A 17,155-nucleotide genomic window follows, 5' to 3' on the forward strand; every position below is an offset into this window, starting at 1 on the left:
TGACCTTGGGCGGGGGACTGTTCCGACAGCGCGAATCCGGTTTGCCCCGCCATCGGCGTGTCGGAGGTTTCCGGGGTGGATCGTCGAGGTGGGCGGCATGTCAGAAGCTCAATGATTCCAACGGTTTATAAAGGGGTATAGGCAAGTGCGATAACGTTCGGCTTGTGTCGGGCTTCCCCTCCGGTCTATCGTCGCTACCAACACCCGACCGGCCGCCAGCCATACGACGGTTCGGACGGTTTGGGGAACGGCTACGAATCCACAGTCCTAAGGAGTCACACCATGGCAGACAAGAACTACCGCTTTGAAACGCTTCAGCTGCATGTCGGGCAGGAGCAGGCCGACCCGGCCACCGATTCCCGCGCGGTGCCGATCTACCAGACCACCAGCTACGTCTTCCATAACTTCGATCATGCCGAGGCTCGCTTCGGGCTGTCCGATCCGGGCAATATCTACGGCCGTCTGACCAACTCCACCCAGGGCGTGTTCGAGGACCGCATCGCCGCCCTCGAAGGCGGCACCGCCGGTCTGGCCGTCGCTTCCGGTGCGGCAGCCGTGGAATATGCGGTGCGCAACATCACGCAGAGCGGCGACCATATCGTGGCGGCCAAGAACATCTATGGCGGCACCTTCAACCTGCTGCGCCACACCCTGCCGCGCGACGGCATCACCACCACCTTCGTCTCCGCCGAGAACCCGCAGGAGTTCGAGGACGCCATCCAGGAGAACACCAAGCTCGTCTACTTCGAGACCTTCGGCAACCCGAACGCCGACCTGCCGGACTTCGAGGCCATCACCGCCATCGCGCACAAGCACCATCTGCCGGTGATCGTCGACAATACCTTCGCCACGCCCTATCTGTTCCGCCCGCTGGAGCACGGCGCAGACGTCGTGGTGGAGTCGGCCACCAAGTTCATCGGCGGCCACGGCACCACCCTCGGCGGTGTCATCGTGGAAGGCGGCAACTTCAACTGGGCCGAGGTGCCGGGCAAGTTCCCGACCCTGACCGAGCCGGATCCGTCCTACCATGGCCTGAACTTCTATGAGGCCCTCGGCGGCGCCGCCTTCGTGACCCGCGTGCGCGCCATTCTGCTGCGCGACACCGGCGCCACCCTGTCCCCGTTCGCGGCCTTCCTGCTGCTGCAGGGCACCGAGACCCTGTCCCTGCGCGTCGAGCGCCACGTTGAGAACGCCCTCAAGGTCATCGACTACCTGAAGACCGTTCCGGAGGTCGAATCCATCTCCCATCCGTCCATCGAGGGACGCAAGGACAACGATCTGTACAAGAAGTATTTCCCGAACGGCGGCGGCTCCATCTTCACCTTCGATATCAAGGGCGGCAAGGACGCGGCGCGCGTGTTCATCGACAACCTGCACCTGTTCAGCCTGCTGGCCAACGTGGCCGATGCCAAGAGCCTGGTGATCCACCCGGCCTCCACCACCCACTCCCAGGAGACCCTCGAGGAGCTTGAGGACCAAGGCATCCACCAGGGCACCATCCGCCTGTCCATCGGCATCGAGAACATCGACGACATTCTCGACGACCTGAAGGGCGGCTTCGAGGCCCTGCGTACCTCCGGACTGGCCAAGTGACCGACTTGCGGAGCCGAGTGAAGGGGCGGCTCCGCATATGGCCGTGAGGCCGCGAGCATGGGGTCCCGCATTTCACAGGAAGTGCGGGACCCCATGTCGTCCTCATGACGTCGGTGAAGTGGACGCGGCGTTTTTGTAGCATGGGTGGTATATCATCACGATTGTTGCGAAAATCAATATTATTTTCTTAACTTTTGAATAAAAACAGTTAATATCTATTTCAAAAAATATGATATAGATGGAAATATTGATGATCTATGAAAGAGTGAAAGAAGGTGCTCATGGCCACAGGAGTCAAGAAGAAGCTGCAGGCCAATGCCATTCCGCTGGTCGCCATCATGACGGCCGTCACCACCGTGCTGACCATGTTCGTGAAGATTCCGACCCCGACCCGCGGCTACCTGAACCTGTCCGACACCATGATCTTCTTCGGCGCCTACGCATTCGGACCGTGGATCGGCGGCATCATCGGGGGTCTCGGTCCGGCGTTGGCCGATCTGATTTCCGGATATCCGCAATGGGCCGTCTTCACTTTCGTCATCGACGGGTTGCAGGCGGTCATCGCAGGACTGATCATCAGGGAATTCAAGCCGTTCAACATCATCGCCGGCTCTCTGGCGGCAGGAGTGTGGAAGGTATTCGGCTACTTCGTCGCGGGCTGCATCCTGTCCGGCTTCGGGCCGGCACTTGGGGAGATTTTGGGGAATTCCTTCCAGATGGTGGTTGGCCTGATTGTGGGATTGGCGCTGTTTTCCGCTGTTCGCAAAGCGTATCCGCCGTTGGCGCGAATGGGCAATCTCGGCATCAAGACCAGTGAGTGATACATTATTATTCTGAGAAAGACGCCAAACCCGTGGGATTCACCGTTGAAAGGGGAGCCCACGGGTTTTGCATGTCAGGATCTGAATGAGGCATGTCTGTAGGAGCATGGGGTGAGTGGCATGATCACGGTTCGCGATCTGGGGTGGAAGTATGCGCCGTTGACCGACGGCGGCAAGGCCGTCGAAAGTCTGAAGCATATCGATTTCGATATTCCTTCCGGCTCGTTCGTCGGCATCATCGGCCCGACGGGAGCCGGAAAATCTACGTTGTGCATGGCATTGGCCGGTATCATCCCCAATCTTGCGGACGGCACGATGAGCGGCACCGTCGTGATCGACGGCATGAACACCGCCCGATACTCGGTCTCACGGATCTCCGAACATGTCGGGTATGTGCAGCAGGACCCGGAATCCCAGCTGTTCTGCGCCTCCGTGGAGGATGAAATCGCCTTCCCGCTGGAGAATCGAGGTGTCGACCCTGACGCCATGGACCGTCGCATCGATGACATGCTCGAACTGGTCGGCATGACCGGCTACCGCAAACGCGTGCCCACCAGCCTATCGGGCGGCCAGATGCAGCGGGTGGCCATCGCCGCGGCCTTGGCGGCCGAACCTGATGTGCTGATTCTCGACGAGCCGACCGCGGCGCTCGATCCGGAAGGCAAGCAGGAGGTGTTTGATGCGCTCGAACGCATTCGCCGGACCCGCCAACTGACCGTGGTCATGGCCGAGCAGGACACCGAGCATATCGCTCGTTGGGCCGACCAAGTGCTTTTTCTGGTCAACGGAGAGCTTGTACGCAACGGCGATACGCACATGTTCACCCGTGAACGCGCCATGCTTGAATCCGCCGGCGTCGAGGTATCGGCCGATCCGATGCCGAGGATCGTCGCGATACCGGATACCTTCGATGGCGAACCCGTCATCGCCATGGAGCATGTGACGCACCGTTATGCGCAGGGAGGCAACGCCTCCGCGGCGCTTGACGACGTGAGCGTCCGCATCATGCCGGGATCATTCGTCGGGCTCATCGGCCGAAACGGTTCCGGCAAGACCACGCTGGCCAAACACCTCAACGGTCTGCTCAAACCCGACCGTGGCACCGTCACGGTGGACGGCCTTGACGTGGCGTGGCACAGTGTGGGCGAAATGGCCGCGCATGTCGGATTCGTGTTCCAGAACCCCGACCATCAGATCTTCTGCTCCAGCACGCGCGAGGAGATCTCGTTCGGCCCCGCGGCACTCGGGTTGGATGGAGGAACCGTATTCAGGCGGGCGGACGAGATGATGACGCTGTTCGACCTGCACCGCTATGAGGAGGTGTCGCCGGCCACACTCGGCTACGGCGAACGACGTGCGGTGGCGTTGGCTTCGGTGCTTGCCATGCGCACGCCGATTCTGGTGCTGGACGAGCCCACGGCAGGCCTTGACCACAGGCTTGCACAACGTTTTCTCGGCACGGTCAAGCGTCTGAACGAACAAGGCACCACCGTGGTGATGATTAGCCATGATATGCGTGCCATCTACCGATACTGCTCCCATGTGCTGCGGTTGCGGGATGGACATGTCGAGCAATTCGGTCTGATAGACAAATCCGAATCGGCGCAGCATCCGCAAGCCGAACCGCAAAGGCGGCATGAGCCGACCACGAACACGCATGGGTTCAGGAAGATTTCCAAACATCATAACAAGGCAAGGGGGAAGCGCTGATGGACTCCGATCTGTATGTTCCCGGCGATGGTTGGCTGCATCGTGCCGATCCGCGTGTGAAATTCCTCATATCCGTCGCCATGCTGGTGCTGTGCCTGATCTGGCGCAATTGGGCGTTCATCGCCGTGATGCTCGTCATCGAGCACGTCATGCTCATCACCGACCGTGTGCCGATGGAGCGTATCGCCTGGGTATGGAAGATCCTCGCCCTGATCATAGTGCTCATCGTTGTGCTATGGCCGATTTTCGACACCTCCGGCACGCATGTGCTGCTGCGGTGGGGGTGGTTGAGGCTCACCCGGGAGAACCTGCTCATGGCCGCGGTGATGGGACTTCGCATCCCGGCGCTCGGCTTCGCCTGCTTCATCACGTTGTTCACCACCAGCCAGCCCAGACTGATCCGTGGGCTTGTCGCACTGGGCATACCGTACAAGGCGGGTCTCACCCTCGCCACCGCACTGCGCTACATTCCGGTGTTCTTCTCCATCTTCCAGTCGGTTTCGGCCGCGCAGCGCGCCCGAGGGCTCGATCTTAACGGCAAGGTCACCGCGACCGGCAGAAAACGCAATGTGTTCGTACGCATCGTGGACCGTTTCAAATCGTATCTGCCGATCATCATCGCCGTACTCATCCGTGCCTACAAGATGAGCCAAAGCGTGGGCTGGGCCATGGAGTCGCGTGGCCTCAACCTGGGAGCCCGTCGCACCTATCATGTGAAGCTGCGCATGCGTGCGCAGGATTGGATGATACTGCTCATTACCGTGATTGCGATCGTGTGCAGTGTATGGTTGATGGTATGGCTTTTATAGGGGGTACGCGATGATGCAGGGGGCCAACCGTACGGCAATCAGCGCGCGTGATCTCAAAGTGGTTTCCGCCCTGCAACGCAACGGACGCATGACCATGCAGGCACTCGCCGACAACATCGGCATCTCCGTGTATGCGGCCACGGAAAGCTATCGGCGCCTGACCGAGTCGAACATCATGACCATCGTTCCGGTGACCAACCCGCTCAGCCTGGCCAACTACTGCCAGATATTGGTGGGATTGCGCGTCAACGGCCACCGCGACGAGGCGTTGGCCGCGCTGAAGTCGTTGCCGCAGGTCACCTACGTGGTCTGCGCGCTGGGGGACGCCGACATCATCGCCGAGGCGGTGGTGTATTCGGCCGAAGGCATGGATCGCTTTTTGAAGCATGAGCTGCGCTCACTGCCGGGACTGACGCGTATCCAGGTGTTTTCCTGCGGACGATTGGTTCTTGACGACCATAACGTCAGCGTGGTCAACCGTCTGCTGGCGTCATGGGGGGAATCCGGATTCATGACGAAACGCGAGGCGAGCGTCGGCACCGATATACCGGTGCATCGACTGGATGCGCGTTTCGTGCACACCTTCAACGAACTGCAGAAGGATGGCAGGGCCAGCTACGCGGCGTTGGGGGAGAGCCTTGGCGTGACGCACACCGCCATTCGCGGACGTGTCAAGAAACTGGAGGATTCCGGGGTGATGCGCATCATGGCCACCGTCAGCCCCATGCGGCTCGGAGGATTCCGCCAGGCGTTCCTCGGCATCGGCGTCAAGCCCCCGTATCGTCTCGACGCCGAACAGCTGCTCGCCATCGACGAGGTCACCTATGCGATGAGCGGGGTCGGCCTCAACGGAGCCGACTACCTCATCGAGATCATCGCCGACGACGATGAGGACCTGTGGCGCGTGGTCGACGAATCCATCCGCTCCCTACCCGGCGTCGAACAGACCTGGTGGGCGTCCACGGTCAGCGTGGAGAAGGAATCCTACTGGCTGGAACCGCCGAAGGACGGCGTGCTGCTTGATGACTGACCCACCCCTAGGGGTCCTCATACTCAAGGATGAGGGGCAAAGTCAGACCGACGCATGATGTCGGGGAACGGCGTCATTGCCTACCTTTGGAGATATATCCAAAGAAAGGAACGACGATATGGATATCAGGGATGTACTGCAGGCCAACGATACGGCCATCGAGGCCGTGAACCTCGTCAAGGATTACGGACGTGGCGAAAGCGTCGTGCATGCGCTGCGGGACGTGAACGTGCGCTTCGAGCGCGGCAGGTTCACTGCGATCATGGGGCCGTCCGGTTCCGGCAAATCCACGTTGATGCATACGCTGGCGGGATTGGATTCGGCCACCGCCGGCCACATCGTGTTCGACGGCGACGATCTGACGCAACTGAACGACAACCAGCTCACCCTGCTACGCCGCCATAAGATCGGTTTCATCTTCCAAAGCTTCAACCTGCTGCCGATGTTCACCGCGGAACAGAACATCCTCATGCCGCTTACCCTGGCCGGCGAGAAGCCGGACCGGCAATGGCTGGCCCTGCTGGTCGAAACGCTTGGATTGAAGGAACGTCTGGACCATCGGCCGAACGAGTTGTCGGGAGGCCAGCAGCAGCGTGTCGCCATCGCGCGTGCCCTGATCACCAAGCCGCAGCTGGTGTTCGCCGACGAACCGACCGGCAATCTCGACTCCGTATCCAGCGCGGAGGTCCTCAGCTTCCTGAAACGCTCCGTCAACGAGCTTGGGCAGACCATCATCATGGTCACGCACGACCCTGTTGCGGCCTCCTATGCCGACCGCGCCATCGTGTTCGCGGACGGTCGCATCGTGGCCGATGTCGACGATCCCGCCGCCGACCAGATGAGCGACCTGCTGATGCGGGAACGGGAACTCGCCACGCAAAACGCGGTCAACGCACGCCACGCCCGCTGACGGCGCATACAACGACTCAGAGATCCGAAGAAGGAACAACGGCAACCATGTGGTCCATCACTATGAAACTCATGCGCAAGACCATGCGCATGCTTATTCCGGCCGGCATCGCCATCGTGATCGGCACGGCGTTCATCGCCAGCACCTTTCTGTTCGGCAATGCCATGAACGATTCGCTTTCCCGCCAGGCAACCTCCATGTTCGGCGGGGCGAACTATGCGATAAGCCCCGCCACCGACGGGTTGGACGAGAACGAACTGAATGACGTGTACTCCACGACCGTCGGCGACTTCCACCTCGACCGGATGAACGGCATCGAAGGCGTCAACGGCGTGCGGGTCGCCATGGAAAGCGGCGTGACCGTCTCCAAAGGCGACAACCACGTCAGCGGCGAGGCCATCACCACCGCGCGGAACGGCAGGTTGCTGCCGGTCGACATCACCGAAGGCAACCAGCCCATCGACAACAACGAAGTCGCATTGCCGGGCAGCGTCATGAAGCAGCTGGGCGTGAACATCGGCGATACCGTGACCCTGACCTCACGCTATGCCACCGACGACGAAGGCGGCAAGGCCCAGGCAACGGACGTACGGGTGGTCGGCATCACCTCCGATCCCAATGGCACCTACTCATACTACGGAGGTGCGGTCGTAGCCTCCGACGACCTCATCGCACGGATGCAAGGGGCGGACGATTTCAATTCCGCAGAGGCCACCACGGTCTATCTCGACCTCGCCAAGGACGGCAATACGGTATCCGCGAAAACCATCAGGGAGGTGAACAGGCTTCTGCCCAAGCACTTCAACCTCATGTCGCGCCAGGAGGTCGGCGATGCCTACATAAAGGGCGTCGGCGTCGGCGAGACCAGCATCGTCACCATCTTCCTGCTGTGCTTCGGCGTGCTCGCCATGCTTGTGGCGGCGCTCGTCATCGCCAACACCTTCCAGGTGCTTGTGGCCCAGCGTCGCCGCACGCTCGCCCTGCTGCGCACCATCGGCGCGAAGAAGGGACAGCTGTATGCCTCCGTCCTGCTCGAATCCTGCCTGCTCGGACTGATCGCATCCATACTGGGCGTGGCGCTCGGCAGCGCACTTATGGGAGCGGCGTGTGCCAGCGGCATCATGAGGCAGGGCATGCATCTGATCTTCTCCTGGCAGGTGTTCGTGGTGCCGATCGTATTCGGCGTCATCATGACCGTGCTCGCCTCCCTAGGCTCCGCCCGTTCCGCAACGTCGGTGACCCCTCTGGAGGCGTTGCGTCCGCTTGAACTGACCGATGACCGCCGATCCGGCCGCGCACGTGCCATCATCGGCATGCTGTTCACCGTGGTCGGCATCGCGCTTGCGGCGTTCTCGGTGTGGCAGATGCAGACCATTGGCGATGCCGATATGCTCAACGGCAGCCGATTCGTCATGATTCTGCTCGCCGCCATCGCCGGTGCCGGGCTCGTGTTCCTAGGACTCGTGCTCACCGCCGTCTTCTGGTTGCCGGTACTTATGAAGGGGGTCGGTGCGCTCGTGTCGCTGTCCGGTCCCTCCGCCAAGGTCGCCCATGCCAATATCCAGAAGAATCCACGTCGCATCGCCGCAACCGGAGCCGCATTGCTCATCGGCGTGACACTCGTCTCCACCATCGCCACCGGTGCCACCAGCGCCAAGGAGACCATGAACAACGCGCTCGCCACCCGTTACAGCGTCGATGTCGTGGCCACGGGCAGTGACATCAGCCGTCAGATGGCCAACGCCATCAGGGGGATCAAAGGCGTGACGGATGTCGTGTATGCCCCGTCGGCCAACGTGCAGTTGAAGGATTCGGATGGCAACGTCTCCGCCAGTACGCTGCTCATCGGTGTGAAGAACATCGACGAGCTGAAAAAGGTGATGCGGGTGGACCTGGGCGATTCCACCATCAATGCCGATACCGTGCTCATGCCGCAGTACAACGCGCAGAGCGGCGAACGGATGACATTCGGTCAGGGAGACGCCACTTTCGGTACCGCATGGGACGAGAACGGCGACACGAAACGCACGCTCGAGCTCAAGGTCAGGCAGGCCGACTACCGACGCATATCCAGCGCATACGGAGCGGTGGGATTCGTGGACGAGAGCCACTTCACGAATGGCGACCTTCACACGAACTCCCATACGCTGCTGGTAAGGATCAACGAAACCGGCTCCACGCTCGGCAGCGTATTCGACAGCATCCAATCCGCACTCTCGAAAAGCCCCGACGTAGCCGTATCCGGCCCGATCGCCGAACGTGTGCAGTGGGGGAAGATGATCGACTCCATGATGATGCTCATGGTGGGTCTGATCGCCGTGGCCGTACTCATCGCGTTGGTCGGCGTGGCCAACACATTGTCACTGTCCGTGATCGAACGTACCCGCGAATCCGCCACCTTGCGCGCCATCGGCATGACCCGGGGGCAACTCAGGCGCTCGCTTGGCGTGGAGGCATTGCTCATCTCGCTGGTCTCCGGCGTGGTCGGCGTGGTGCTCGGCACCCTGTTCGGCTGGCTTGGTTCGTATGTGGTGTTCAGCACGTATGGCAGCGTGGTGTTCCCATTCGAATGGGGCATCAACGGCATCGTGTTGGGCGTGGCCGCCGTGGCCGCGCTGCTCGCCAGCGTGTTCCCGGCACGACGTGCGGTGAAGACCCCGCCGGTCGAGGCGCTTGCCGAAGCCTAAGGAAAAACGGTGCTCCCCATAATGGGGAGCACCGTTCATCAATCAGACCAGATGGTTTTCGTAGGCGAAGACCACCGCCTGGACGCGATCGCGGGCGTTAATCTTCGACAGAATATGCGCCACATGCGTTTTCACCGTCGGCAGGCTGATGAACAGCCGGTCGGCGATTTCCTGATTCGACAGGCCATGCGCGATTTCGATGAGGACCTCGCGCTCGCGGTCGGTCAGTTCATCCAGCTCCGGATCGGTATACACCGACTGGTGTGGTGCCTCGCCTGCCATGGCAGGATCTGCGGAGGGGGAGCCCTGACCGGTCAGCCTGCCCTGCATCATTTTTTCGATCAGCCGTTTCGTTGCGGAAGGCGCGATGATCGCATTGCCTTGGAATACGGTGCGAATCGAATTGAGCAACGTTTCCGGTTCGGTATCTTTGAGCAGGAATCCGGATGCGCCGGCGTTGATGGCGGCCATCACGTATTCGTCCAGGTCGAACGTCGTCAGAATGATCACGTGAGTCTGCCGCAGACCGGTGTGCGCCCCCGATGCGGCGAAGCGATGCTGCAATGAACTGATCCGCCGTGTCGCTTCGATGCCGTCCATGCCGGGCATGCGCACGTCCATCAGGACCACATCGGGATGCAGCGTCTCGGCCAAGGTCACCGCTTCCGCTCCGTCGCGAGCCTGACCGGCGACCACCATGTCGGGTTGTGAGCCGATCACCATGGCGAAACCGGCACGTACCAGTTCCTGATCGTCGGCAATGATCACATGAATTCTCTGTTCTGCACTCATGCCTTCCACCTTATCGGCGTCATCGCGACATCAACGTTGGAACATACCCCGAAAAAACCCTGATTTCATCTGCTCGTCCAATGAGGCGGCGGGTCTGAGCCGCATCCCTTCGCGCTCTTCGGCGTGATCCTCATCACTGAATCCCGTCTCGCGCAATATGCCCAGCAACTGGCGCATATGCGCCAACGCCTCGCGCCCCTGACGACCGATGGCCTCGAACGCCGATGAGATCGATTCCGCCGTAGGCTTCTCACCGCGTGCCTCGGCTTCATCAAGCGTGCGCAATCCGGAAACGGTCCGATCGATGACGCTGTTGAGCGTGGCGGTGACCTCCGACTGGATGTTCATGCTGATGCGATCCCGTTCCAGATTCGCCGCGAGAATCCTCTGCTTGTTCTGTTCGGCGATCAGGGCCTCCTCCCTCGCCTGCAGGACGAGCGCATTCGAACAGCTGGAGCGGGTCCATCGAGCCATGGCGATGACACCTGCGCATAGGGCCAGCACCGCCAGGGTGTAGGCCATGCCGGTAAACATCGCCCCGGACGCGGGCCAGTCGGTCTGTGCCGGAACGTATCCGATGATGTCGCGCATCAGAAACACCAGTATGCTCGGGTATCCGAACTGCGACAGCATGACCTTCACGCCTATCAGCAGCACGTCGAGAATGGAGACGAGCCCCGTCCAACGCCACGCTTTTTCCCTTCCGTACAGCACCGCGGCATGCAGTGCACACATCGAGGACACGGCATTGGCGAGATCGATCGGCTCGAAGATGACCAGTTGCAGTGTGGAGAGGATGGCTATGATCAGCGCGCAGCTTTCCGGGAATCGTCTTCGCATGCATAGCGGCATCAGCTCCAGGACGATCATCGTACGAAAGAGGATATCCTGCGGACCCGTCCCGTAAGAGAACAGGCTGATCGACGCCGAACCGAACATCATGACAAGCAATATCGTGATGACGGTGTCGACCAGTACGTAATGCCGTTGCGTCCACTGCGAAAGCCGTTCCACCCAATTGAACCGTTGCCCGGAGATATCGATGGCCTGGGCTATTGGCCTGGATCGCAGATTGTCCCGTACCATCTGCATCGTCGGCAGGGTCGGCAGCTTCGGTGAGATGATCGTTCTGGTTCCGCCGGACCTGCCGTATTCAGGCGGCCGCATGGTCGCGGAGCCGTCCGTCCATCCGGCGATTGCCGCCGGCGATGCCGACGCATGGGCGTCTTCGGACGGGTCGCGTGCGGATAGTCCGTCACTATTCGCTGCAAACGGCACCGTCGCGCATACGGCGAACCCGCCTCCCATCTTCGGGCCGAAGGTCACCGACCCTCCTACGGTTTCGATGCGTTCGCGCATGCCCGTCAATCCATAGCCGGGCGTATGCCCGTCCAGCCCGGCCGAAGCACCGCGTCCGTTATCCGTGATGGACACGGTCAATGTGCTCCCGCCCCATGTCTCCGTGATATGCACGGTTACCTTCGGTCCCGCGTATTTGCGGATGTTCGTCAGCGACTCCTGCACCACATGATAGACGGACACGCTTGTCTGATTCCCCAATGCGTCTGGCCGCGCATCCCCGATGATCTCCCGCGTGATGACGGCGTCGGGCGCCACGGCACGCGCCTGTGCGACCAATGCGTCGATATCGGCGTAGTCGGCATGGGGGGAGCCGCCGAATACGCCAAGGAGTCTGGTCATGTCATGCAGCGCACGTTCGGATTCATGTCTGATCGTCTCCATGGTGGCACGCGCCACGGCAGGATCGTTTGCGCCGGCGTACCGGCCGCCGTCGGACTGCACGATGATGATCGACAACGTATGCGCCACCACATCGTGCATATCCCGTGCGATGCGCGCACGTTCCGCCAACGCCGCGATATTGCGCTCCTCGGCCTCGCGTGCGGCTATCGCGTCATTGCGTTCCCGCATCATCCGCACCGTCATCAGTCGAGCGCGTTGCCAGTAGGCGATGATGACCGTCGAAACGAGGAATAGCGCAATGACGGCGAATATCATGACCAGGTACTGCATCAATGTGTCGGTGCACTTCTGCGACAATCCCTGACCGGAATAGACGGTGCTGCAGGAAGGGGAGCTGTTCAGCACCATTCCGTCGGCAAGAAGGATCTGCTCGCTGCCGCCGGTCAGGATCGGACCGACCGTCATCGTCCAGGTCTCGATGATCGAGGTCAGGCCGCCTACGGCGAATGCCAGCACGATGAACGCCTTCGAATTACGTGGGTTGCCATACAGCATCACCGAATACAGCATGAACGGTGCGAGGAAATCGGTCATCAGCAGGCAGGGGCCGAACAGCAGATGCAGCAGCACCAATGCCACGAACGCCAAGGCGCTGACCTGAGGCCACCGTCGGCGTGTGACGAATGGAACGAGTAGCGCGATCGACCAGGCCGTCTGCACCGGCGCCGGAAAGTCATACAGCAGGCCGGGATTGAACAGGATATTGCCGCCGAGTCCGAACGTGAACAAGGCGAGTAATGCGGTGATGGTGCTGTCTGCGACGATCACATGGCCGCGAATCCACGAAAACAGGCGCTGCAGTCTAGTCATAGTGACTTAAGCGTAACGCGCGTCCGGCCATCACGGCATCATGCGCAGGTATGAGACGGACCCGCAGTGTATGGTGGAAGACCTAGCGACTCTCTCCGGCAAAAGGGGCGACTGGCTACGGCGTGCCCGCCATGCTCCGTGCCGGAGAAGGAATATGAGGAAAGGTGGATGTGCGATGACGCTGCTGACCGAATATTACGTACCCGGATTGCATGTTGAGGACCGTTCGATCACAGTGCCGTTGGACTGGTCGGGACACGAGCCCGGCCACGGGTTCGGCGGCGAAGCGATCAGCCTGTTCTACCGTGTCGTCACCGCCCCCGAACACGTGCACGACGAGCTTCCGCTGCTGATTTTCCTGCAGGGAGGGCCCGGCGGATGCGGACCACGCCCACTCAGCCCGCAGTCCGACGGTTGGATCGAAGAGGCCGTCAAACATTTCCGGGTGGTGCTGCCCGACCAGCGCGGCACCGGACGCTCGTCCCGCGTCGATACGCACATCATGAAGACCATGGATGGTGAAGCGGGAGCCGCTTTCCTGAAGCATTTCCTCGCCGATTCGATCATCCGCGATTTCGAGCACCTGCGCCGCACCGAATTCGGCGGCGCACGTTGGGTCACCCTGGGACAGAGCTATGGCGGATTCCTGACGCTGACCTACCTGTCGCTGTTCCCGAAGGGTGTGATCGCCAGCTTCACCACCGGCGGCATTCCGCATGTGCCCGCCGATGCCACCGACGTGTACCGCCACACCTTCCCACGTATGTCGGCGAAGACGAGACAGTTCTACGAGCGCTATCCGATTGATGAGGAACGCGTCGCCGCGCTCGCCGATATTCTGGACTCGCGCGAGATCGCTCTACCCAATGGCGATCCGTTGACCGTGGAACGTCTGCAATGCCTTGGCGCCGACTTCGGTATGAAGCCCAGTTTCGAGCGCGTGCATTGGATTCTTGACCAAGCGTTCCTCGGAGGCGACGGTTCCGCATCCATTGGCTCCGAGCTGTCCGATGAATTTCTGCACAGCGTTATGGACGCCACGTCATCACGTCCGTTGTACTGGCCGCTGCAGGAATTCATCTATGCCGACGGCGAGCTCGACGAACCGATTCGGTGGGCGGCGCAGCGCGTGCGCGACGAGCATCCGGAATTCAACACGGACGCGCGCCCGTTGAACTTCACCGGCGAGGCCATGTTCCCGTGGATGTTCGAGCGGGAGAGCGCCTTGCGACCGTTCAAACCGGCCATGGACGTGCTTATGGAGGACACCCGGTTCGGCGCGATCTATGACGCCGAACAACTGAAACGCAACGAGGTGCCGCTGCAGGCCGCCGTCTATTTCGACGACATGTACGTCGATTCCGGACTGCAATTGGACACATTGTCTCGCGTGGCCCGGTCACATTACTGGACCACCAATGAATTCGAACATGACGGCGTGCACGGCTCCGCGGTGTTCAGGCGCATCTTCAACGAGGCGCTGAACCGCGGTGACTTGGAAGAACTGTTCTAGAGAAGGAGAAGCAATGACCAATCCAACCATCGGATTCATCGGATACGGCAATATGGCCCAGGCCATCGCCTCGGGCATGGTCGACGCAGGCGTGGTGAACGGCGGCGACATCGTGGCATGCGCCGCACACTATGACAAGCTCGCAAGGACCACGGCCAAGCTGGGTGCGCGGCCGATGCATACCGCGGAGGAGGTGGCCAAGGCCGCCGACGTGGTCGTCATCGCCATCAAACCGTACCAGATCGAAGACGTCATCGGACCGATCGCAGGCGAACTGGCCAAGTCTGGCACGATCATCGTATCCATCGCAGCGGGATGGGAACTGGACAGGTTCCGCGAACTGTTCGGTCCCGACTTTGCAGCGGCGCACATCCAGTGCACCATCCCGAACACGCCGATGGCCGTGGGCAAGGGTGTGCTTGTCGCCGAAACCGCCAACACGCTCACCGAAGCGCAGACCGAAACCTTCGAGCGGCTGTTCGCGCCGATCAGCCTGATCGAGCGCGTCGACAGCGCGCACATGGGCATCGCCATGTGCATCGCGGGCTGCGCTCCGGCCTTCACCGATATGTATATCGAGGCGCTTGGCGATGCCGGCGTGAAGTACGGTCTGCAACGTGCCACCGCGTACCGGCTGGCCGCCAAGATGGTCGAAGGCGTGGGTGCGCTCTACATGGCCAGCGAAACCCATCCGGGGGCCATGAAGGATGCCGTCTGCTCGCCGGGCGGCACCACCATCAAGGGTGTGGCATCTTTGGAGGAAAGCGCCTTCCGGGGGGCCGTCATCAGGGCCGTCGACGCCATCGAAGCCTAAGGCTAAGCTAGGGAACCATGTCTCTTACTATCGGAATCGTCGGACTGCCGAACGTCGGCAAGTCCACCATGTTCAATGCACTGACCCGCAACAACGTGCTGGCCGAGAACTATCCGTTCGCCACCATCGAGCCGAACACCGGCATCGTGCCGCTGCCGGACGATCGCCTGCCGATCCTGGCCAAGCTCGTGCACACCGAGAAGATCGTGCCGGCCACCGTCACCTTCGTCGACATCGCGGGCATCGTCAAGGGCGCCTCCGAAGGTGAAGGCCTGGGCAACAAGTTCCTCGCCAACATTCGGGAAGCCGACGCGATCTGCGAGGTCGTACGCGCCTTCGAGGACGATGACATCGTGCACGTCAACGGCAAGGTCGATCCGGCCGACGACATCGACACCATCAACACCGAGCTGATCCTCGCCGACCTGCAGACCATCGAGAACGCGTTGCCGAAACTCGAGAAGGATCTGCGCGGCAGGAAGATCGAGCCGGCCTACATGGATGCCGTCAAGGAGGCCAAGACCATCCTCGAAACCGGCGAGACCATCGACAAGGCCGCTCGTGAGGGCCGTTTCGACAAGGAATCCGTCTACGACCTGCACCTGATGAGCGCCAAGCCGTTCATCTATGTGTTCAATGTGGACGATTCCGAACTGCAGAACAAGGAGCTGCAGGCCAAGCTCGCCGCTTCCGTGGCCCCGGCCCCGGCCATCTTCCTCAATGCGCAGTTCGAGGCCGATCTGACCGAGCTGGATGAGGACGACGCCCGCGAGATGCTCGCCGACGCTGGTTTGGAGGAATCCGGCCTCGACCAGCTGGCACGCGTGGGCTACGACACCCTCGGCCTGTCCACCTTCCTGACCGCAGGTGAGAAGGAAGTGCGCGCCTGGCAGATTCACAAGGGCTACACCGCGCCGCAGGCCGCCGGCGTGATCCACACCGACTTCGAAAAGGGCTTCATCAAGGCCGATATCGTTTCCTATGACGATTTCGTGGCCGCCGAGGGCTCCATGGCGAAAATCAAGGAGGAAGGCAAACTCCGTCAGGAGGGCCGTGACTACGTCATGCAGGACGGCGATATCGTGGAATTCAAGTTCAACGTGTCCAAGCACTGATTCCAGTGCTTCGGAAACGGCTTGTTTCCAACGGTTTCGGGCTTTCCAACCGTTGGAAACAAGCCGTTTTTGAATGCGCTTGGAATGGCGGTTCCTGCCACGTTTCGGGCGGCTGTTGCCAGCGTTAGAGTACCTTTAGAGTACCCTTGCGGGGGCATGTGAAGGCACTCCCTCAACAAAAGGGAGGAATCATGGCCACGAGAAAGAGGACACCCGGATCAGGCAGCGTGTTCAAGGACAAGAACGGCGTCTGGCATTTCCGCAAGGAACTGGGCAAGGATCCCGCCACCGGCAGGCGACGCATCATCCAGGCAAAGGGGCATACCAAGGCCGAGGCACGAGAACGCTACGAAGCGAAGCTGGCCGAAATGGAACGCACAGGCCTCCTGCCCGGCAGCAAAAGCCCCTACCTCGTCGACTACGCGAGCCGCTGGCTCGCCGACTACCGGACCCGCGTCAAACCGACCACATACCGCACCCGCGCAGGCAGGATCAAGGCCTGCACCGACGTGATCGGCCACGTGCGACTCAAGGACCTCACACCAGAGCACATCCGCCATTGCATGCGCGTCCTGGGGGAGCGGCTCGCGTCCAGCACCCTCAAGGACCATTACGTGAGCCTCAAGATGGTGCTCGACCAGGCGGAGCTCGAGGAGCTCATCCCCATCGACCCATGCCGGCGCGTCAAGCCGCCACGCGTCGAACGCGCCATGCCGCGCATCCTCGACGAGGAGCAGCCCGGACGGCTGATCGCCGCCGTAGCCGACACAAAGACGGCCAGACGCGC

Annotated in this window: 13 protein-coding genes; 11 read left to right on the forward strand and 2 right to left on the reverse strand. The window is 61.2% G+C overall.

What is annotated here, in order from left to right; genetic code table 11:
- The first annotated feature begins 282 nt into the window (after nt 1-282).
- From BMOU_RS10310 to BMOU_RS10340, 7 genes are all read left to right on the forward strand, one after another.
- Nucleotides 283-1,593 carry an O-acetylhomoserine aminocarboxypropyltransferase/cysteine synthase family protein gene (locus tag BMOU_RS10310; protein WP_034877332.1) on the forward strand — a complete coding sequence of 437 codons (1,311 nt, stop codon included), beginning with the start codon at nt 283-285 and terminating at the stop codon, nt 1,591-1,593.
- A gap of 281 nt (nt 1,594-1,874) precedes the next feature.
- Nucleotides 1,875-2,414 (forward strand): ECF transporter S component, encoded by a 540-nt coding sequence (locus tag BMOU_RS10315; RefSeq protein WP_034877334.1) that lies wholly within the window; start codon nt 1,875-1,877, stop codon nt 2,412-2,414.
- A 120-nt stretch (nt 2,415-2,534) separates the two neighbouring features.
- Nucleotides 2,535-4,124: an ABC transporter ATP-binding protein gene (locus BMOU_RS10320; RefSeq protein WP_034877336.1), complete on the forward strand. Its 1,590-nt coding sequence runs from the start codon at nt 2,535-2,537 to the stop codon at nt 4,122-4,124.
- The gene (locus tag BMOU_RS10325; protein WP_034877338.1) at nt 4,124-4,933 is read left to right on the forward strand and encodes an energy-coupling factor transporter transmembrane component T family protein; all 810 of its coding nucleotides are present in this window, start codon (nt 4,124-4,126) and stop codon (nt 4,931-4,933) included. The genes BMOU_RS10320 and BMOU_RS10325 overlap by 1 nt, the downstream gene beginning before the upstream one ends.
- 10 nt (nt 4,934-4,943) lie before the next feature.
- Nucleotides 4,944-5,963, forward strand: a complete 1,020-nt coding sequence (locus BMOU_RS10330) for an Lrp/AsnC family transcriptional regulator (protein ID WP_034877340.1) — start codon at nt 4,944-4,946, stop codon at nt 5,961-5,963.
- A 118-nt stretch (nt 5,964-6,081) separates the two neighbouring features.
- Entirely contained in the window at nt 6,082-6,873 is a 792-nt protein-coding gene (locus BMOU_RS10335; protein WP_034877341.1) for an ABC transporter ATP-binding protein, read from the forward strand.
- Between the two features lie 47 nt (nt 6,874-6,920).
- Nucleotides 6,921-9,560: an ABC transporter permease gene (locus tag BMOU_RS10340; protein WP_034877343.1), complete on the forward strand. Its 2,640-nt coding sequence runs from the start codon at nt 6,921-6,923 to the stop codon at nt 9,558-9,560.
- Nucleotides 9,561-9,602: 42 nt separating this feature from the next.
- Here BMOU_RS10340 and BMOU_RS10345 read toward each other — a convergent pair whose 3' ends face one another.
- Nucleotides 9,603-10,352 (reverse strand): response regulator, encoded by a 750-nt coding sequence (locus tag BMOU_RS10345; RefSeq protein WP_034877345.1) that lies wholly within the window; start codon nt 10,350-10,352, stop codon nt 9,603-9,605.
- Nucleotides 10,353-10,382: 30 nt separating this feature from the next.
- Entirely contained in the window at nt 10,383-12,926 is a 2,544-nt protein-coding gene (locus tag BMOU_RS10350; protein ID WP_034877346.1) for a sensor histidine kinase, read from the reverse strand.
- Nucleotides 12,927-13,101: 175 nt separating this feature from the next.
- Between BMOU_RS10350 and BMOU_RS10355 the strand changes: the two genes are divergently transcribed.
- The 4 genes from BMOU_RS10355 to BMOU_RS10370 all read left to right on the forward strand — a co-directional run.
- The gene (locus tag BMOU_RS10355; RefSeq protein ID WP_034877348.1) at nt 13,102-14,439 is read left to right on the forward strand and encodes an alpha/beta fold hydrolase; all 1,338 of its coding nucleotides are present in this window, start codon (nt 13,102-13,104) and stop codon (nt 14,437-14,439) included.
- A gap of 13 nt (nt 14,440-14,452) precedes the next feature.
- Nucleotides 14,453-15,253: a pyrroline-5-carboxylate reductase gene (proC, locus tag BMOU_RS10360; protein ID WP_034877350.1), complete on the forward strand. Its 801-nt coding sequence runs from the start codon at nt 14,453-14,455 to the stop codon at nt 15,251-15,253.
- 17 nt (nt 15,254-15,270) lie between these two features.
- A complete protein-coding gene (gene ychF, locus BMOU_RS10365; RefSeq protein ID WP_034877352.1) occupies nt 15,271-16,368 on the forward strand; it encodes a redox-regulated ATPase YchF in 1,098 nt (365 codons plus the stop codon).
- Nucleotides 16,369-16,559: 191 nt separating this feature from the next.
- Nucleotides 16,560-17,155: tyrosine-type recombinase/integrase (locus tag BMOU_RS10370; protein WP_034877354.1), on the forward strand; the 596-nt coding region annotated here is incomplete at its 3' end.

The organism is Bifidobacterium moukalabense DSM 27321 (assembly GCF_000522505.1).
GTDB classification, from domain to species: domain Bacteria; phylum Actinomycetota; class Actinomycetes; order Actinomycetales; family Bifidobacteriaceae; genus Bifidobacterium; species Bifidobacterium moukalabense.